Annotated in this window: 17 protein-coding genes; 5 read left to right on the forward strand and 12 right to left on the reverse strand. The window is 60.7% G+C overall.

Going from position 1 to position 18,868, the window contains the following annotated elements:
* Positions 1–525 precede the first annotated feature (525 nt).
* Positions 526–1,203: a DNA mismatch repair endonuclease MutH gene (mutH, locus tag JKV55_RS05925; RefSeq protein WP_202083170.1), complete on the forward strand. Its 678-nt coding sequence runs from the start codon at positions 526–528 to the stop codon at positions 1,201–1,203.
* Positions 1,204–1,409: 206 nt separating this feature from the next.
* Here mutH and rplS read toward each other — a convergent pair whose 3' ends face one another.
* The 5 genes from rplS to ffh form a co-directional block, all read right to left on the reverse strand.
* Complete coding sequence (gene rplS, locus JKV55_RS05930; protein WP_202083172.1) at positions 1,410–1,772, reverse strand: 50S ribosomal protein L19; 363 nt, start codon at positions 1,770–1,772, stop codon at positions 1,410–1,412.
* Positions 1,773–1,804: 32 nt separating this feature from the next.
* Complete coding sequence (gene trmD, locus JKV55_RS05935) at positions 1,805–2,551, reverse strand: tRNA (guanosine(37)-N1)-methyltransferase TrmD (protein WP_202083174.1); 747 nt, start codon at positions 2,549–2,551, stop codon at positions 1,805–1,807.
* Positions 2,552–2,578: 27 nt separating this feature from the next.
* Positions 2,579–3,100, reverse strand: a complete 522-nt coding sequence (gene rimM / locus JKV55_RS05940) for a ribosome maturation factor RimM (protein WP_202083176.1) — start codon at positions 3,098–3,100, stop codon at positions 2,579–2,581.
* A gap of 23 nt (positions 3,101–3,123) precedes the next feature.
* A complete protein-coding gene (rpsP, locus tag JKV55_RS05945; RefSeq protein WP_202083178.1) occupies positions 3,124–3,375 on the reverse strand; it encodes a 30S ribosomal protein S16 in 252 nt (83 codons plus the stop codon).
* 164 nt (positions 3,376–3,539) lie between these two features.
* The gene (ffh, locus tag JKV55_RS05950) at positions 3,540–4,922 is read right to left on the reverse strand and encodes a signal recognition particle protein (RefSeq protein WP_202083180.1); all 1,383 of its coding nucleotides are present in this window, start codon (positions 4,920–4,922) and stop codon (positions 3,540–3,542) included.
* A 145-nt stretch (positions 4,923–5,067) separates the two neighbouring features.
* Between ffh and JKV55_RS05955 the strand changes: the two genes are divergently transcribed.
* Positions 5,068–5,856, forward strand: a complete 789-nt coding sequence (locus JKV55_RS05955; RefSeq protein ID WP_202083189.1) for a cytochrome C assembly family protein — start codon at positions 5,068–5,070, stop codon at positions 5,854–5,856.
* Between the two features lie 68 nt (positions 5,857–5,924).
* Complete coding sequence (locus JKV55_RS05960; protein ID WP_202083194.1) at positions 5,925–7,193, forward strand: HlyC/CorC family transporter; 1,269 nt, start codon at positions 5,925–5,927, stop codon at positions 7,191–7,193.
* Here the strand turns inward: JKV55_RS05960 and nsrR are convergent.
* Positions 7,190–7,639 (reverse strand): nitric oxide-sensing transcriptional repressor NsrR, encoded by a 450-nt coding sequence (gene nsrR, locus JKV55_RS05965; RefSeq protein WP_202083196.1) that lies wholly within the window; start codon positions 7,637–7,639, stop codon positions 7,190–7,192. The two genes, JKV55_RS05960 and nsrR, sit on opposite strands and share 4 nt — an antisense overlap.
* A 107-nt stretch (positions 7,640–7,746) precedes the next feature.
* Positions 7,747–8,400 (reverse strand): tetratricopeptide repeat protein, encoded by a 654-nt coding sequence (locus JKV55_RS05970; RefSeq protein ID WP_202083198.1) that lies wholly within the window; start codon positions 8,398–8,400, stop codon positions 7,747–7,749.
* Between the two features lie 230 nt (positions 8,401–8,630).
* Between JKV55_RS05970 and ptsG the strand changes: the two genes are divergently transcribed.
* Positions 8,631–10,070, forward strand: a complete 1,440-nt coding sequence (ptsG, locus tag JKV55_RS05975) for a PTS glucose transporter subunit IIBC (RefSeq protein ID WP_202083200.1) — start codon at positions 8,631–8,633, stop codon at positions 10,068–10,070.
* Between the two features lie 71 nt (positions 10,071–10,141).
* Here ptsG and mazG read toward each other — a convergent pair whose 3' ends face one another.
* From mazG to rlmD, 3 genes are read right to left on the reverse strand one after another with little or no spacing between them, the layout of a single operon-like run.
* Positions 10,142–10,945: a nucleoside triphosphate pyrophosphohydrolase gene (gene mazG, locus JKV55_RS05980; protein WP_202083202.1), complete on the reverse strand. Its 804-nt coding sequence runs from the start codon at positions 10,943–10,945 to the stop codon at positions 10,142–10,144.
* A 12-nt stretch (positions 10,946–10,957) separates the two neighbouring features.
* Positions 10,958–13,171 (reverse strand): GTP diphosphokinase, encoded by a 2,214-nt coding sequence (gene relA, locus JKV55_RS05985; protein ID WP_202083204.1) that lies wholly within the window; start codon positions 13,169–13,171, stop codon positions 10,958–10,960.
* A 9-nt stretch (positions 13,172–13,180) separates the two neighbouring features.
* On the reverse strand, positions 13,181–14,494 hold the full coding sequence (gene rlmD, locus JKV55_RS05990; protein WP_202083211.1) for a 23S rRNA (uracil(1939)-C(5))-methyltransferase RlmD: 1,314 nt from the start codon (positions 14,492–14,494) through the stop codon (positions 13,181–13,183).
* A gap of 80 nt (positions 14,495–14,574) precedes the next feature.
* On the opposite strand from rlmD, the gene barA reads away from it, so the two are divergent.
* A complete protein-coding gene (gene barA / locus JKV55_RS05995; protein ID WP_202083213.1) occupies positions 14,575–17,271 on the forward strand; it encodes a two-component sensor histidine kinase BarA in 2,697 nt (898 codons plus the stop codon).
* A 159-nt stretch (positions 17,272–17,430) separates the two neighbouring features.
* On the opposite strand, the gene pdxJ is transcribed toward barA, so the two are convergent.
* Both pdxJ and recO read right to left on the reverse strand, forming a co-directional pair.
* Positions 17,431–18,168: a pyridoxine 5'-phosphate synthase gene (gene pdxJ, locus JKV55_RS06000; protein WP_202083215.1), complete on the reverse strand. Its 738-nt coding sequence runs from the start codon at positions 18,166–18,168 to the stop codon at positions 17,431–17,433.
* On the reverse strand, positions 18,161–18,868 hold the full coding sequence (gene recO, locus JKV55_RS06005) for a DNA repair protein RecO (protein WP_202083312.1): 708 nt from the start codon (positions 18,866–18,868) through the stop codon (positions 18,161–18,163). The genes pdxJ and recO overlap by 8 nt, the downstream gene beginning before the upstream one ends.

The raw sequence follows: 18,868 nt of genomic DNA on the forward strand, positions 1-18,868 counted from the left end.
ATCATTTTCCCCCAAATCATGTGGATAAACTTGTGGTAAAGGTTGTATAGCTTATTGATCATCAACGAGAAGTGATTTTCATCACGGCGAAAAACATCGACACACCAAAGATAAAAAGCAACAAAATCAAATGATTAAATTCAAAAAAAGGGATCTTCCTGGATCTTTGCACAGCTCGAGTCACCACAGCGGCTGTGTTAATAAGTCTGATAGCTCAAAGATCAATCACCGGCAACTTATCCACAGACCCCGGGTAAAGCAGAGGTTAACGACAGGGAAAAAATCCTGTTTTTTGACTTTATACGGGCCGTAAAAATCGATCCTGTGGCTTCCCGGCCAGTTATCCAGTATTTCTGTGGATAAGGCTGTGCAACAGCATGTTTATACTCAGGTAAAACCGGTATATCATCTCCCTACGCTAAAAAATACCAAAGGCAAAACATAATTACTTTAAAAATCATAAACTTAAAAAAATAATCAGCCTAGATACCACAAGCAGCCCCAGCCCCGGAGAGCGATTAAATTTTGAACAATTCCGTATCCCGCCCTTCCTCCATCGACGCCCTGGTCGCGCGGGCCGAGCAACTGGCCGGCCTGTCCCTGGGCGAACTGGCCCAGCGCCTGGCGATCGAGGTTCCCCCCCATCTGCGCCGGGACAAAGGCTGGATAGGGCAACTGCTGGAACTGGCACTGGGTGCTTCGGCTGGCTCCAAGCCGGAGCAGGATTTTCCCGAACTGGGTGTCGAGCTGAAAACCCTCCCCATCGACAGCAACGGCAAACCGCTGGAAACCACCTTTGTCTGCGTGGCACCACTGATCGATATCGCCGGCCTGCGCTGGGAATACAGCAATGTACGTAACAAGCTGTCCCGGGTGCTGTGGATACCGGTGTTGGGAGAACGCGGTGTCGCCCCCGGTGACAGGATCATCGGCCAGCCCCTGCTATGGGAGCCAGATGAAGAAGAGGAACGATTGTTGCGTCAGGATTGGGAAGAAATCATGGAGCTGATAAGCCTGGGCCGGGTGCGGGAGGTTACCGCTCGCCACGGCCAGGTGCTGCAACTCAGACCCAAGGCCGCCAACGGCCGGGCCCTCACCGAAGCGGTTGGCCGGCAGGGGCAGCCGATCATGACACTGCCACGCGGCTTTTACCTCAAAACCGGTTTCACCGCCGCCCTGCTGGCCCGCCACTTTATGCTGTAACCGGATGTTCTACGTTCAGCCGCCAGAGCGGTGGCCAAGGCCCCAAAGGGTAATAGGCATTGAAAGACTGGTGGGATCAGGGAAAGCCTGGTACCGACCACTATTCTGCTACCCGGGCAGCCCGGACGGCAGAGCAGGTGCGGGAAAGGATACTAATCAAAAAGCCCGCAATTGCGGGCTTTTTTCGACAGCCGAACCGGCTTGGCTTACTTGCCGTTCTTGGCGGTAAGACGCTCTTTGATACGAGCAGACTTACCGGCACGGTCACGCAGATAGTAAAGCTTGGCGCGACGCACGGCACCGCGGCGCTTCACTTCCACGCTGCCGATCAGCGGGCTGTGAGTCTGGAAGGTACGCTCAACGCCTTCACCGTTGGAGATTTTGCGCACGGTGAAAGAAGAGTGCAGACCACGGTTACGCTTGGCGATGACCACGCCTTCGTAAGCCTGCAGACGCTCTTTGCCACCTTCGGCAACGCGTACCTGTACACGCACGGTGTCGCCCGGACCGAAGTCGGGGATATCGCTGCGCAATTGTTCGTCTTCAAGCTGCTTAATGATGTTGCTCATGATATTTCCTTACCTAGGGTAAACTGAAAACTCTACTGCTTGTCACTGCAATCGCGGACAAATTCGGCAAGAAGCTGCTCTTGCTCGTCAGTCAGAGCTAGGTTATTCAAGAGTTCCGGCCTTCTTAACCAGGTCCGGCCCAATGACTGCTGCATTCTCCAGCGCGCCACGTCGGCGTGGTTGCCACTCAGCAACACTTTGGGAACGGCCATTCCCGCCAGTTGCTCCGGACGTGTGTAGTGAGGATGATCCAGCAAGCCTTCACTGAAGGAATCCTGCTCCGCACTCGCCATGTCACCCAATACGCCGGGCACCAGACGGGCCACCGCATCGATCAGTACCATGGCCGGCAATTCGCCGCCACTGAGCACGTAATCCCCGACCGACCACTCTTCGTCGACATCGGCCTGGATGACGCGCTCATCCACTCCTTCGTAACGCCCGGCCACCAGGATCAGTTTCTCCTGCCTGGCCAGTTCGGTTACGCCTTGCTGATCCAGCTTGCGGCCCTGGGGAGACAGGTAAATCACCCTGGCCCCCTCGCCCGCCGCCGCCCGCGCCGCCGCAATGGCGTCACGCAGGGGCTGAACCATCATCAGCATGCCGGGCCCGCCCCCGTAGGGTCTGTCATCGACAGTGCGGTGTTTATCCCGGGCGAAATCCCGCGGATTCCAGCATTCAAATGTCAGCAGGCCATCTGTCACGGCCCTACCGGTTACGCCATAGTCGGACACTGCCCGGAACATCTCCGGGAAGAGGCTAACCACCCCTATCCACATGATTTTCTCCGTGCGGTTCGACTGGAATTAAAAATCCGGATCCCAATCTACTTCGATGACGCTGTCCTGAAGATTCACGGACTTGATCACCTGATCTTCCAAAAACGGGATCAGCCGTTCTCTTTGACCAAATGCATCGTTGGCATTGGCTTTTACTACCAGCACGTCGTTTGAACCGGTTTCCATCAGTTGAGCCACCAGGCCGAAGTCATAGCCTTTGGTGTTTTTCACCCGACAGCCGATCAGATCGCGCCAATAGAATTCGTCATCCGGCAGCGCAGGAAAGACTTCCGCACTCACCGCGATGTCGGCACCGGTCAGCACCTGGGCCTGTTCCCGCTGGTCGATGTCGGCCAGCTTGCAGATCAGGCTTTTGTTATGACGTTTCCATCCAGTTACCTGGATTTCACGCCAGCCGCTGCCGTCTTTTATCAACCAGGGTTGATAATCGAAAATGCCTTCTGGCTGGTCGGTAAAGGAGTTGACCTTCAACCAACCTTTAATGCCGTAAACGGCGCCCAGTTGGCCTACTACTACCGGTTCGCTCACCTTAACTCCCTACCCGTAAAGACTTAGGCCGCTGCTTTGGCTGCGTCTTTGATCAATTTGGCTACGCGATCAGACACGTTAGCACCCTGGCCTACCCAGTGGTTGATACGCTCCAGGTCCAGGCGCAGTTTTTCTGCCTGACCGGTGGCGATCGGGTTGAAGAAGCCAACGCGCTCGATGAAACGACCATCGCGAGCGTAGCGGCTGTCAGCAACAACTACTTGGTAGAACGGACGCTTTTTCGCGCCACCACGTTGTAAACGAATGGTTACCATACCGTCCTCTATTTACTTGAAACAAACAAGGTCCGCAGACAATGCGAACCCTGGCTTAAAATAAGCCGCATAATTGTACTCCGATCCGGCGAGAATGCAAGCAAGGCGGGCGGACACGACCGGGACCGCGGACAGTCCCCGCGCCCCCGTTACCGGCTTCGCCGTCAGAACGGGCCGCGCCGGCCGCCACCCAGCCCGCCCGGGCCCATCATGCCCTGCATCTGGCTCATCATCTTGCGCATGCCGCCCTTGCCGGACATTTTCTTCATCATCTTCTGCATCTGGGTGAACTGCTTGAGCAGCTTGTTCACCTCCTGCACATCGGTACCTGAACCCAGGGCGATGCGGCGCTTGCGCGCTCCCTTGATCAGATCCGGATGGCGGCGCTCTTTCGGCGTCATGGAATTGATGATGGCCTCCATCCGTACCGTCAGCTTGTCGTTGACCTGATCCTTGACGTTGTCCGGCAGCTGGTTCATGCCCGGCAGCTTGTCCATCAGGCTCATCATGCCGCCCATGTTGCGCATCTGCACCAACTGGTCGCGGAAATCCTCCAGATCGAAGCCCTTGCCCTTTTTCAGCTTCTGGGCCATTTCGGCGGCCTTGCCCTTGTCGACCGAGCGCTCCATCTGGTCGATCAGCGACAGCACATCGCCCATGCCGAGGATGCGCGACGCCACCCGATCCGGGTGGAAGGGCTCCAGGGCATCGGTCTTTTCGCCGACGCCGATAAACTTGATCGGCTTGCCGGTGATGTGCCGCACCGACAGGGCGGCCCCGCCCCGGGCGTCACCGTCCGCCTTGGTCAGGATCACCCCGGTCAGCGGCAGCGCCTCGCTGAACGCCTTGGCGGTATTGGCCGCGTCCTGACCGGTCATGGCATCGACCACGAACAGGGTTTCGATAGGGTCTATAGCCGCGTGCAGCGCCTGGATCTCCCCCATCATCTGTTCATCGACATGCAAACGGCCGGCGGTATCCACCAGCACCACGTCGAAGAATTTCTTGCGGGCGTAATCCACGGCGTTGCGGCCGATATCCACCGGCTTCTGCTGGATATTGCTGGGGAAGCACTCCACTTCCAGATCCGCCGCCAGGGTTTCGAGCTGCTTGATCGCCGCCGGGCGGTAGACGTCGGCACTGACCACCAGCACCTTCTTTTTATAACGCTCTTTCAGGAACTTGGCCAGCTTGCCCACCGAGGTGGTTTTACCGGCGCCCTGCAGACCCGCCATCAGGATCACCGCCGGCGGTGCAACCGCCAGGTCGAGCGCCTCGTTGGCCTCGCCCATGACCGCCACCAGCTCGGCGTTGACTATCTTGATAAAGGACTGGCCCGGGCTCAGGGACTTGGATACTTCCTGGCCCACCGCCCGTTCCTTGACCCGGTTGACGAACTCCCGCACCACCGGCAGGGCCACGTCGGCCTCCAACAGCGCCATACGCACTTCGCGCAGGGTCTCTTTGATGTTTTCTTCGGTCAGGCGACCGCGGCCACTGATGTTTTTCAGCGTGCGCGACAACCGTTCGGTGAGATTTTCAAACATGAGTAGGTCCGCAATTGGCGAAAATTGCGACCAGTATACCCAAGTTGCCGGCCGAACTTAAGCGACCGCAGGTAGCGATATGACTTGCCTTGAGGGTATACTGGCCGTTCTTCTTTATTTTACCGGTTAATGGCTTACCTTCATTATGGAATTGCTTGCTGTTTTGGCGATGGCATTTTACCTGTTGGCGGCCTTCGCCTGTGTACATAATCTGCTCAACCCCCAGAACCAGGGGCGCCGCTACGGTTTGCTGGCGGCCCTCTTTGCGCTCGCCCTCCATGGGCTCTGGCTGTTCGATACCGTGGTGATGGTGCCCGGTCAGAACCTGAGCATGCTCAACGTGGCTTCCATCGTCAGCCTGATCATCTGCCTGCTGATGACGATACTGGTCAGCCGCTTCAACGTCTGGCTGCTGATGCCGGTGGTGTATGGTTTTGCCGGCCTGCTGCTGGCCACCGATTACCTGCTGCCCAGCTACTACGGCATGTATCTGGAGACCCGCCCGGCGGTGTTGCTGCATATCGGCCTGGGGCTGATGTCCTATTCCCTGCTGGTGATCGCCTGCCTGTTGGCCATCTTGCTGGGTTTCCTCGACAACCGGCTGAAAAAACACAAACTCACCAACCTGCCGGCGATGCCGCCGCTGATGACCATAGAACGTTACCTGTTCCGGCTGATCTTCGTCGGCGTGGTGTTGCTGACCCTGTCCATCTCCAGCGGGCTGTTCTTCCTGCAGGAAATGTTCAGCCCCGGCAAGGCCCACAAGGCCATTCTCACCATTCTGGCCTGGTGCGTCTATGTGGGCCTGCTGTGGGGCCACCACCGCCTGGGCTGGCGCGGACGCAAGGTGATCTGGACCAGCGTGGCCGGCAGCATATTGCTCACCCTGGCTTATTTCGGCAGCCGCTTCGTGCGGGAAGTCCTGCTGGGTTAGCCTCGACTTGACACCGCCCGCTCAAACCCTTAGAAATTGATCAGCTTTTTCACCACAGGACGGTCTGCTTGGACGACATATCCACGGGTACCCTTACCGGTATCCTGATAGCCTTACTCTGTATCTCCGCCTTTTTCTCCAGCTCTGAAACCGGCATGATGTCACTCAACCGCTATCGGCTGCGGCATCTGGTGCAAAATCGACATAAATCGGCCACCCGGGTGGATAAACTGCTCTCTCGCCCCGATCGGCTGATAGGCCTGATCCTGATCGGCAACAACCTGGTCAATATCCTCGCCTCCGCCATCGCCACCCTGATCGCCATCCGCCTGTTCGGCGACTACGGTGTGGCCGTGGCCACCATCGCCCTGACCATAGTGGTGCTGATCTTCGCCGAGGTGACCCCCAAGACCCTGGCGGCACTGTATCCGGAGCGGGTCGCCTTTCCCGCCTCCTTTATCCTCAAACCGCTGATGGTACTGCTCTATCCGGCGGTATGGACCATCAACGCCATCTCCAACGGCCTGCTGTCGCTGTTCCGTATCAACCCGCACAACCGGGAAGATACCGCCATCAGCTCGGAAGAGCTGCGCACCATAGTCAACGAAGCCGGTGCTCTGATCCCGCGCCGACACCAGGACATGCTGGTGTCCATCCTGGATCTGGAAAAGGTGACGGTGGACGATATCATGGTGCCGCGCAACGAAATTTACGGCATCGACGTGACCCAGGACTGGAAAACCATCAGCCGGCGGCTGTTGCAGAGCCCCCATACCAAGGTGCTGCTGTACCGGGACAATATCGACGATGCCCTGGGTTTTATCCACGCCCGGGACGCCCTGCGCCTGCTGGCCAAGGAGGAGTTCAGCAAGTCCAGCCTGATGCGGGCGGTACGCGAAATCTACTACATTCCCGAAGCCACCCCGCTCAACGTGCAGTTGCTCAAGTTCCAGCGCAACAAGGAGCGCATCGGCCTGATCGTGGATGAATACGGCGACATCCAGGGCCTGGTCACCCTGGACGATATCCTGGAGGAGATCGTCGGCGATTTCACCACCACCATCAGCCCGACCCTGAGTGACGAAATCAAGCCCCAGGAGGACGGCTCCTACCTGATCGAGGGCTCGGCCAGTATCCGGGACATCAACAAAGAGCTGGGCTGGAAGCTGCCCACCGACGGCCCCCGCTCCCTCAACGGCTTGATCCTGGAATACCTGGAAGAGATCCCCCAGGCCAACATCGGCCTGCGGCTGGCGGGTTACCCCATAGAAATACTGGAAGTGGAAAACAATATGGTGAAACTGGCCCGGGTACTACCTCACTACTATCGCCCCTAGGCTTTGACGGCCTGAGGTTCGAGCTGGTTGAAGATGACCATCAGTTCGTCCCGGTTACCCACCAGATCGGCCAGGGTATAACTTTCCATGACGCGCAAGAAGGCTTCCATCGCCAGCTTGAGCGCATCCTTCAGTCGACAGGCCGGTACCAGGTAACAGGCCGGGCTGCCGCAGTCGATGCCCTTGAGGTTGTGTTCCAGGGTACGGATCACCTGGCCGATATTGATGTCTTCCGGCGCCCGGGCCAGCCGGATGCCGCCGTTCTTGCCCCGTACCGCATGGATATAGCCTTCCCGCGCCAGCTGGTTGACCACCTTGACCATATGGTTGCGGGACACATCGTACAGATGAGAAACATGGGCGACGCTGGTCAGCTCCCCCTTGGGCAGGGTGGCCAGGTACATCATGGCTCTCAGTCCGAAATCGGTATAGGTGGTCAGCTTCATTCAGCGGGTATCCTGGGCAGGGGCGAATATATATACATGATACACATTAGTGCACACTAAGGTGACATGAAATGTCCGCGCTGACAAGCACAGGCCCCGGCGGGGACTCAGAACAGCAGCTGGTGGTTCAGCTCCTTGACCTTGTGGGGGGGCATGCGGGCAGCCAGCCCCTTGCTCAATCGCTCCGCCTCCCGGTGCTGGGCCGGATCGGCGGTGACTATCTGCTTCAGCCACAGGTAGGCCTGGGGGTAGTCCAGCGGGCTGCCGGCCCCTTCCAGCAGCCAGCGGGCCCAGGTGAACTGGGCTTTTTCAAAGCCGAGGCTGGCCGCCTCCTGCATCAGGGGGGCGGCTCGCTCCCGGTTCTGCTGCACCAGGGTACCGTTGTAATAATAACGCCCCAACTGCTCCAACGCCGCCGGCAGGCCCTGCTCCGCCGACTTCCAGATCATCGCCATGCCCCGCCGCGGCTGTCTGGGGACACAGACCCCCCAGGCCAGCATGTCCCCCCACAGAAACTGGTAGGACGGCAGCCGCAGCACTTCCGCCCTGGCCTCGATATCCTGCACCAGCTGGCAGCTGTCCCTGTCCCGCACCTGCTGCAGATGACGGTTGTTGTTGATCCAATGGATCAGCTCATGTTCTTCATAGAGGGGGACGGCCCTGAGTTCCTCCGCCGCAGAAGTGCCGGCAGGCTCGGCCTGCTCCTGGGCCAAGGCCTGCAGGCTGCAGCAAAACAGTAAAAAACAGGATATAAGCTTCATCGGTCATCCTCCTGGCCTATCTATCGGCGCAGTGCGGCAAAGGTTGAGCCCTGTGTAACATTTTGTAAGAAACTGTTGCATTGTTATCGATAAACGCCGGGGAAATGCGCACTCGGTCCCCCTTTTAAAACTCCAACTTGCACAAGCTGAATCGATTCAATCAATATAAGCACAACAAGCTTCTATACTACCTGAAAATCCTTTATTTCCTTTTACCCGGAGTGTTTTTTATGTTTAAAAACGCCTTTTCCAACCTGCAAAAAGTAGGTAAATCACTGATGCTGCCGGTATCGGTGCTACCCGTTGCCGGTTTATTACTCGGCATCGGCGCCGCCGATTTCAGTTGGCTGCCCCATCTCGTGTCCATGCTGATGGCCCAGGCCGGCGGCGCCATCTTCGGTAACCTGGCGCTGATCTTCGCCATCGGTGTCGCCCTGGGCTTCACCAACAACGACGGCGTCGCCGCCCTGGCCGCCGTGGTCGGTTACTTCGTGCTGACCGCCGCCATCGGCGTCATGGGCCCCATCGTCACCGGCCTGGATCCGGTCGCCGACGCCACCCTGATCAAGCAGCTGACCGACACCGGTGTGCTCGGCGGCATCATCGCCGGCGGCATCGCCGCCTACCTGTTCAACCGCTTCTACCGCATTCAGTTGCCCGACTACCTGGGCTTCTTCGCGGGCAAGCGCTTCGTGCCCATCATCACCGGCGTCACCGCCATCTTCACCGGCGTGGCCCTGTCCTTTATCTGGCCGCCCATCGGCAGCGCCATCAACAGCTTCTCCGACTGGGCCGCCTACCAAAACCCGGCCCTGGCCTTTGGCATCTACGGCGTGGTGGAGCGGGCGCTGATCCCCTTCGGCCTGCACCACATCTGGAACGTGCCCTTCTTCTTCGAGGCCGGCAGCTACACCAACGCCGCCGGTGAAGTGTTCCGCGGCGAGATCGCCCGCTATATCGCCGGTGACCCCAGCGCCGGCAACATGGCCGGTGGCTACATGTTCAAGATGTACGGCCTGCCCGCCGCCGCCATCGCCATCTGGCACTCCGCCAAGCCGGAAAACCGCGCCAAGGTGGGCGGCATCATGCTCTCCGCCGCCCTGACCTCCTTCCTCACCGGCATCACCGAGCCCATCGAGTTCGCCTTCATGTTCGTGGCGCCGGTGCTCTACGCCATCCACGCCCTGCTGGCCGGCTCCGCCTATGTGCTGACCATAGTGCTGGGCATGAAGCACGGCATGACCTTCTCCCACGGCTTCATCGACTTCGTGGTGTTCTTCTCCCAGTCCACCAAGGGCTGGATGTTCCCCATCCTGGGCCTGGCCTACGGCGCCCTCTACTACACCCTGTTCCGGGTCGCCATCGTCAAGCTGGACCTGAAAACCCCGGGCCGGGAAGAGGCCAGCGAGGAAGGCGCCAAGCAGGGCGGTTCCGAAATGGCCGAGCAACTGGTCACCGCCTTCGGCGGCAAGGGCAATATCGCCAGCCTGGATGCCTGCATCACCCGGCTGCGGGTGGGCGTGAAGGACGTGGCCCAGGTGGACCAGGCCCAACTGAAGAAACTGGGCGCCGCCGGGGTGGTGGTGGCCGGCTCCGGGGTACAGGCCATCTTCGGCACCCGCTCCGACAACCTGAAGACCGACATGGATCACTGGATCAGGGACAACTGATCCCGCCAGTCCGCCGATAGCAAAACGCCACCCGCAGGGGTGGCGTTTTTGTTTTCATCCGCATCGGCGGCTCAGGATTCCCGCGCCTTTACCCGGTTCCAGTAGCCGTCCAGCTCTTCCAGGCTGCAGGCCCGGCTGTCCTTGCCGTCGGCCTGCAGCGCCTGCTCCACCGCCCGGAAACGGCGCTCGAACTTGTCGTTGGCCCGGCGCAGCACCGCCTCCGGATCCTGCTTGAGGTGGCGCACCAGGTTGACGCAGGCGAACAGCAGATCTCCGAGCTCGTCCGCCACCCTGTCCTGATCCCGCTCCGGCTCGTCCAGCTCGGCCATGACCTCGTCCAGCTCTTCGCGGATCTTGTCCACCACCGGCGGCAGTTCGCGCCAGTCGAAGCCGACCGCGGCGCAGCGCTTCTGGATTTTGTTGGCCCGGGACAGCGCCGGCAGGCTGCGGGGAATGTCGTCCAGGGCGCTGGTGGCCGCGGCGTCCTTGGCCAGGCGTTCCTCGGCCTTGGTGTTTTCCCAGTTGGCCTTGACCTGTTCTTCACTGTCGAAGTCGGCGTTGCCGAATACATGGGGATGGCGCGCCACCAGCTTGTGGCTGATGGACTGCACCACGTCGCCGAAGTTGAACAGGGAGCGCTCTTCCCCCAGGCGGGCATAGAACACCACCTGGAACAGCAGGTCGCCCAGCTCCCCGGGCAGCTCCGCCAGCGCGCCCCGCTCTATGGTGTCGGCCACTTCATAGGCCTCTTCCAGGGTGTAGGGCACTATGCTGGCGAAGTCCTGTTTCAGATCCCAGGGACAGCCGGTTTCCGGGTCCCGCAATGCCGCCATGATGGCCAGCAGATCGCCGAGCGAGTAGTGGTAATGTTCCATCCGTGCTCCCTATTACAGCCGCTTGGCTTCCAGTATGTCCGGCAGCTGGCTGATCTTGGCCAGGGTCCGGCTCAGGGTGTCGATATTGTAGACTTCCAGCTCCATGTCGATGATGGCGGTCTGCTGCTTGCGGTTGGAGCGGCTGTTGACGCCCATCACGTTGATCTTCTCGTTGGCCAGTATGGTGGTGATGTCCCGCAACAGGCCGGATCTGTCGTTGGCCACCACCCGCATGGTGAGGTTGTAGCCGCCGGAATAGTTCTCGCCCCAGACCGCGTCCACCATCCGCTCCGGGTGCTGGGCCGCCAGCTCCTTGAGCTGCTCGCAGTCGGCCCTGTGGATGGAGATGCCCCGCCCCTGGGTGATGAAACCGATGATCTCGTCGCCCGGAATAGGCTGGCAGCAACGGGCGGTGTTGGTCAGCAGGTTGCCCACCCCCTGCACCACTATATGGCCATGGGCCTTGTGCTCCTGGGGTTTCTTGGCCGCCTTCTGCTCCAGCTGGCGCAGCACCTGCTCGTCCTGCTCGGCACTGGTCGGTTTCTTGTGCTGCCCCTGCAGGTAGTTGAGCAACTGGTTGATGCGCAGGTCGCCGCCGCCGATGCCGGCCAGCAGGTCATCCAGGCTGGCCACATTGAACCGCTCCAGCGCCTTCTTGTCGATCTGGGAGAAGGTCAGCCCCAGGCGGTCCAGCTCCTTGTCGAGCACCTCGCGGCCGGCGTGGATGTTCTTGTCCCTGTCCTGCTTCTTGAACCAGGTGGCCACCTTGGAGCGGGCCCGGCTGGTGCGCAAGAAGCCCTGGTTGGGGTTCATCCAGTCCCGGCTGGGATTGGGCTGCTTCTGGGTGATGATCTCCACCTGATCGCCGGTCTGCAACTGGTAGGTGAAGGGCACTATGCGGCCGTCGATTTTGGCGCCGATGCAGCGGTGGCCGATCTGGCTGTGGATATAGTAGGCGAAGTCGAGCGGGGTGGCCCCGGCCGGCATGTCCACCACTTCCCCCTTGGGCGTGAACACATAGACCCTGTCCTCGAACACCTGGCTGCGCAACTCGTCCACCAGGGAGCCGCTCTCGGCCATATCTTCCTGCCAGGCCAGCAGCTTGCGCAGCCAGGCGATTTTTTCCTCGAAGCCGCTCTGCCTGGCGCCGGCCGCACCTTCTTTGTACTTCCAGTGGGCCGCCACCCCCAGCTCCGCATCCTGGTGCATCTGATCGGTGCGGATCTGGATCTCCACCGTCTTGCCCTCGGGGCCGATCACCACCGTATGGATGGACTGGTAGCCGTTGGGCTTGGGGTTGGCCACGTAGTCGTCGAATTCCCGGGGGATGTGACGCCACTGGGTGTGCACCACCCCCAGGGCCGCGTAGCAGTCCTGCAGGTGCTTGGTCACCACCCGCACCGCCCGCACGTCGAACAACTCGTCGAAGTCCAGGCTCTTCTTCTGCATCTTGCGCCAGATACTGTAGATATGCTTGGGTCGGCCATACACCTCGGCCTCGATCTCCGCCTCTTTCAGCGCCTTCCTGAGTCCGGATACAAAGTCATCGATATAGGCTTCCCGCGCCAGCCGCTTCTCGTCCAGCAGCTTGGCGATGCGCTTGTAGGTGTCCGGATGCAGATAGCGGAACGACAGATCCTCCAGCTCCCACTTGAGCTGGCCGATACCGAGCCGGTTGGCGAGCGGCGCGTAGATGTTGGCGATCTCCTTGGCCACCAGCACCCGGGTTTCCTCATCGGCGCTTTTCACCTCGCGCAGGCAGGTGATGCGCTCGGCCAGCTTGATCACCACCGCCCGTACGTCTTCCACCATGGCCAGCAGCATGCGACGAACCCTGTCGACCTGGGCCTCGGAGCTCTTGTCGCTGTGCACATGCTGCAGCGAACGGATGGCTTCCATATCGGCCACCCCCTGCAGCAGGCGGACGATATTGTCGCCGAAGTCAAGCCGTGCCCGCTCCAGGTCCAGGTAGCCGGTTTCCAGGAAGGGATAGAGCAGCGCCGCCTTGAGGGTATCCAGATCCATGCTCAGGGTCAGCAGTATGCCCACCATCTCCACCCCCTCGGCCAGCAGCCGCTGCTCCGCCTCGGGCGATGCCTCCAGCCGCCGGCAATACTCGTACACCGAGGTCAGCTTATCCCTTTCTTTCGCTTCCAGGGGCAGGGTCGCCGCCCACTCGGCCAGGCTGAAGGTCGATTTAAGATGGGTATCGCGCACTGAAACCATAAGCGTCCCTTAACTGAGTTCAAACAAGGCCATCGCTTCGCAATGGACCGTATGGGGGAACATATCAATCAGGCCGAGCCGGCTGAGCCGGTAGCCCCCCGCCAGCAAGGCCTCGCTGTCCCGGGCCAGGGTCACCGGGTTACAGGAAACATAAAGCAGCCGTTCGGGCGAGAGCTTCAGCAGATAGGGCACCACCTGCTCGGCGCCGGCCCGTCCCGGATCCAGCAACACTCGTTCGAAACCTTCCCGGGCCCAGGGCTCCCGGGTGAAGTCGGCGGCCAGATCGGCGCGGTAGAAACGGGCCAGGCTCAGGCCGTTGTCTTCCGCGTTGCCGCGGGCCTGCTCCACCATTTCCATCACCCCCTCCACCCCGACCACCGGATGCCCGGACGCCGCCAGCGGCAGGGAAAAATTGCCCACGCCGCAGAACAGATCCAGCACCGGCTGTTCCGGCTCGGCCGCCAGCCACTCCAGGGCCTGCCGTACCATCTGCTCGTTGAGCCGGCCGTTGACCTGGATAAAGTCACCGGGAGAAAACGCCAGCTTAATATTATCTATCTGATAGTAAAGTGGAAAAGGAACGTGTAACGGACGGCGCCCGGTATCATCCTGTAAAAACAGCGCCAGGCTTCGCTCCTGGGCGAAGGCCAGCAGCATATCCAGGTCCCGGGTCGGCAGGCTGCCCGTATGACGCAGCAACAGGGCTATTCCCTCGGCCGCCTCATACAGCTCCAGATGCCCGAGCTGCCTGACCGCTTTCAATCGGTTAAGCAGCTGGCGCAGCGGCACTATCAGGCTTGACAGCGCCGGTTGCAGCACGCCGCACCGCTCGATCTCCACCAGCTCATGGGACTGCTGGCGACGAAAGCCCAGCGCTATGCCCTTGCCCTGGCGGCGGATCGCCAGCCGGGCCACCCGCCGGTAGCCCTGCTCGGCCCCGCGCAGCCACTCCGGCTCGGGCAGGGTCTCGACCCCGTGACGGGCGAACAGCCGGGCCACGGCGCGGGCCTTCAACTCCCGCTGGACGGCGACCGGCACATGCTGCAGCGAGCAGCCGCCGCACTGGGCGGTATAGGGGCAAAAGGGCTTCAGCCGCTGCGGGGATGGCTTCAGCACCTTGACCAGGTCGGCGGTCTGGTACTTGTTGTTCTGGCCGGTCAGCTTTACCCGCACCTGTTCGCCGGCCAGCACGCCGGACACGAACAGCGGCTTGCCCTTGTGGCGGGCCACCCCCACGCCATGGGCGTTGAGCTCGAGGATCTCGACCTCCAGCGGTGCCTGCGCCTGGACATCGGGCTTTTTGACCTTGAAGAACTGAACCATAAAACGTGGAGCCCTCGGACCGGCTATGTCATCATAAGCATCTGTTGATTTGAATGCGCATTCTCCCACATTAGCCCCCTATGACCAAATACGGCCTGCGAGCCCGGGTACTGGCTTTTACCATATTACCGACCCTGATCATCGGCATACTGCTGGCCGGTTATTTTTCCGTGAACCGTTATCAGCAGCTGGAAGAAGCCCTGATCCGCCAGGGGGTCAATGTGATCGAGCCCCTGGCCCTGGCCAGCGAGCTGGCCCTGACCAGTCGCAACCGGGAGGCGCTCAACCGCCTGCTCAGCAACATTCACCGCAACAACAGCCCCCTGGTCAAGTCCATCGCCCTGTTCGATCTGGAAGGCCGGCTGCTGGTGACGTCCAACTACCACCGCGACTTCCATGTCATGCGCCTGCCCGAGGAGCTGCCCCTGCCCCGGGTGACCCTGGTGGAAACCGGCCCCGAGGGCATCATACTGCGCACCCCGGTGGTGACCGACAACATCCGTATCGATGCCCTGTGGGAAGAATCCTCTTCCACCCCCATCGGCTATGTGTCCATGCAACTGACCAACGACTCGGCCATGCTGGTGCACTACAGGGACAGCTTCTTCGCCGGCCTGATCGTGCTGCTCGGGGTCAGCTTCAGCACCCTGTTCGGCATCCGCCTGATCAAGGGCGTGTCCCAGCCGATCACCGACATGGTCAGCGCCGTGTACAAGATCCGCGAAGGCCGGCTCGATACCCGAGTCAGCGGGGAATTCACCGGCGAGCTGGAAGTGCTCAAGAACGGTATCAACGCCATGGCCAAGTCCTTGTCGGAATACCACGACGAGATGCAGCAGAACATCGATCAGGCCACCTCGGATCTGCGCGAAACCCTGGAACAGATAGAGATCCAGAACATCGAGCTGGACATGGCCAAGAAGCGGGCCCAGGAGGCCGCCCGGGTCAAGACCGAGTTCCTGGCCAACATGTCCCACGAGCTGCGCACCCCGCTCAACGGTGTGATCGGCTTCGCCCGCCAGCTACAAAAGACCCGGCTGACACCAAACCAGCTGGACTATCTCAAGACCATAGAGAAGTCGGCCCAGAACCTGCTCGGCATCATCAACGACATCCTCGATTTCTCCAAGCTGGAGGCGGGCAAGCTGAAGATGGAGCAGATCCCCTTCTCCCTGCGCGATACCCTGCAGGAAGTGATGACCCTGCTCGCCCCCAGCGCCCACGACAAGGGACTGGAGCTGTCGCTCAGGGTGGATGCGGCGGTACACGACAGCCTGGTGGGCGACCCGTTGCGGCTGCAGCAGGTGCTCACCAACCTGGTGGGCAACGCCATCAAGTTTACCGAACAGGGCAACGTGGACGTACGGGTCGATGCCCGTCCGGCCAGCCAGCCGGATCGGGCCGCCCTGTGCATTCATGTGCAGGATACCGGCATCGGCATTTCCGACAGCCAGCGCCGCCAGCTGTTCCAGGCCTTCAACCAGGCCGACTCCAGCATCTCCCGCCGTTATGGCGGCACCGGCCTGGGCCTGGTGATCACCCAGAAGCTGGTACACCAGATGGCCGGCGATATCGAACTCTATTCGGAGCTGGGCTCGGGCTCGGTGTTCAGCTTCACCCTGGAGCTGGGCCGGGCGGCCCTGCCTCTGGCCGAGCCCCTGCCGCTGGCCGAACTCAGCCACAAGACGGTGCTCTATCTGGAGGAGGATAACTTCAGCCGGCGCGCCACCACCGCCCTGCTGCGGGAGTGGGGCGTTCAGGTGCTGCACGAGCCTTATCCGGGGGTTCGTATCGACACTGCCCTGCTGGGCTTCGGCCCCCATACCCTGCCCAGCCAGATGGAGCAGGATATCCTCAGGCAAAAAGAGTACGACAACAAGGTGGTGGTGCTGCTCAGCTCCACCGATCCGACCCTGGTCGATGCCCTGCTCAAGACCGGCGCCGGTTACTGCCTGACCAAGCCGGTACACTACCAGAAGCTGGCCCATGCCCTGGTGGAGCAGGATAGCCTCCCCCCCGAGGCCATGCTGCAGATCACCCTGGCCCCCCCTTCCCACAAACAGCCGCTCCGGGTCTTGGCGGTGGACGACAACCCGGCCAACCTCAAGCTGATCAGCGCCATGCTGAGCGAACAGGTCAGCCAGGTGGAAAGCTGTACCAACGGCCGGGAGGCGCTGAACCTGGCCACGGTCAACCGCTACGACATCATCTTTATGGATATCCAGATGCCGGTAATGGACGGCATCCAGGCCACCCGGGAAATCCGCGCCCAAGGCGGTCCCAACGCCAGTACGCCCATAGTGGCGGTCACCGCCCATGCCATCGAAGGCGAGCGGGATCGGCTGCTGCGCAAGGGCATGGACGACTACCTGGCCAAACCCATCGACGAAGCCATCCTGGCCCGTATCATCGAGCGTTTCGGTCATCGTCAGCCGGCGCAGGGGCAGATCGACTGGCCATTGGCGTTGAAGCGGGCCGGAGGCAAGGAGCCGCTGGCGAAAGACATGCTGAGCATGTTGCTGCACAGCTTCGATGAATTCGAGCCGCTGTTGGGTGCGGCCCTGTCCGGTGAGCTCGACGGCGAATACCTCTACCCCCCGCTGCACAAGCTGCACGGCGGCACCGCCTACTGCGGCGTGCCGCAATTGCAGGCGCTGGTGGCACAACTGGAGAAGGCCCTGCTGGCCAAACAGCCGGTGGAAGAGCTGGAGCCCGAACTGCTGGAGCTGGAAGAACGGATGGGGCAGATCCGGGAAGAAGTGAAGAGGTATTTATAACCCGGTGAGGAGTGAGGAGAATGCAGCTGTCGGCGACAAGCTGTCAGCCATAAGAAAAACACTCGGTACAAACACTACCTTCCCCTGCATACTCTCGTCCCTACAAAAAACCCCGAGCGCGCCAGTTCGGGGTTTTTCTGAAAGCGTACAGCTTACGGCTCAAACGCCCTGACGGGCTTCGCGCATCAGCCGCTTCATATCGCGAATGGCTTTTTCCAGGCCGTCGAAGGCGGCGCGGGCAATGATGGCATGGCCGATGTTCAGCTCCAGCATCTCGGGAATGGCGGCGATCGGCTTGACGTTGTGGTAATGCAGGCCGTGGCCGCCGTTCACCTTCAGCCCCAGATCATGGGCGTAGGCGGCGGAGGCCGCGATACGCTTGAGCTCGGCCAGTTGTTCGGCCTCGTTGGGCGCATCGGCATAATGACCGGTGTGGATCTCGATATAGGGTGCGCCGGCGGCCACCACCGCGTCGATCTGCGCCTTGTCCGCATCGATGAACAGCGATACCTTGATGCCCACCTCGCTCAGTCGCCGCACCGCGGCTCTCACCTTGTCGAGCTGGCCGGCCACGTCCAGCCCACCCTCGGTGGTCACTTCTTCCCGTTTTTCCGGTACCAGGCAGACAAACGCCGGTTTGATACGGCAGGCGATATCGAGCATCTCCTCGGTGACCGCCATTTCCAGGTTCATCCGGGTTTGGATGGTCCGGCCCAGGATCTCCACATCCCGATCGATGATATGGCGGCGGTCTTCCCGCAAGTGAACGGTAATGCCATCGGCACCGGCCTGCTCGGCCACCGCCGCCGCCTGCACCGGATCCGGGTAACTGGTGCCCCTGGCATTGCGCAAGGTGGCAATGTGATCGATATTGACCCCTAAATACAATTCACTCACTGCGACTTCCTCTCTTTCCTTTGATGAACAGGGCCCGGCTGCGCAACGGGCGACCGCCGAGATAGGGCCCCAGCGCCTGGCGGCTGAAGCGTTTGGCGGAAGCCAGCACCTCGACTCGGCTCAGATCCAGCTCGGCCAGGGCATACAGATGCTCCCCCGGATAGGCGCCGGGCTCGGCCTGCGCCAGGGCGATAAAACCGGATTCCGGCTGATAGCCATACCAGCCTTCGGGGCGGATGGCATCGCCGGTCAGGGCGTCCTGGGTGAAGTCCACGCCATAACCCAGTATATTTAGCATATAAAACTCAAAATGACGCAAACATGGTTCTATAGCATCACCGCTTGCCAGTTTTTTCAGCGTTTTATAATAAGCCTCGAACACCTCGTCGAAGGGCGTCTGGGTTTCCAGCAGATAATAGAGCAGCTCGTTGAGGTAAAGGCCGCTGTACAGGGCTGCCCCCGTCAAGGGGATGGCCGGGCCACTCGCTTCGGCGCTGTGCAGATTTTTCAGCTCGCCCTTGCCGGCGAAAGCGAGCCTTAACGGCACAAAGGGCTGTAACAGCCCCTTGAGTGGTGAGCGGGGTTGGCGGCTGCCCTTGGCCACCAGGCTCTGGCGGCCCTGCTCCCGGGTAAAGACGTCCACCAGCTGGCTGGTTTCCCGGTAGGGCCGGCTATGGATGACAAAGGCGGCGAACGCCAT

The organism is Zobellella iuensis, from assembly GCF_016746085.1.
Taxonomy (GTDB): Bacteria; Pseudomonadota; Gammaproteobacteria; order Enterobacterales; family Aeromonadaceae; genus Oceanimonas; species Oceanimonas iuensis.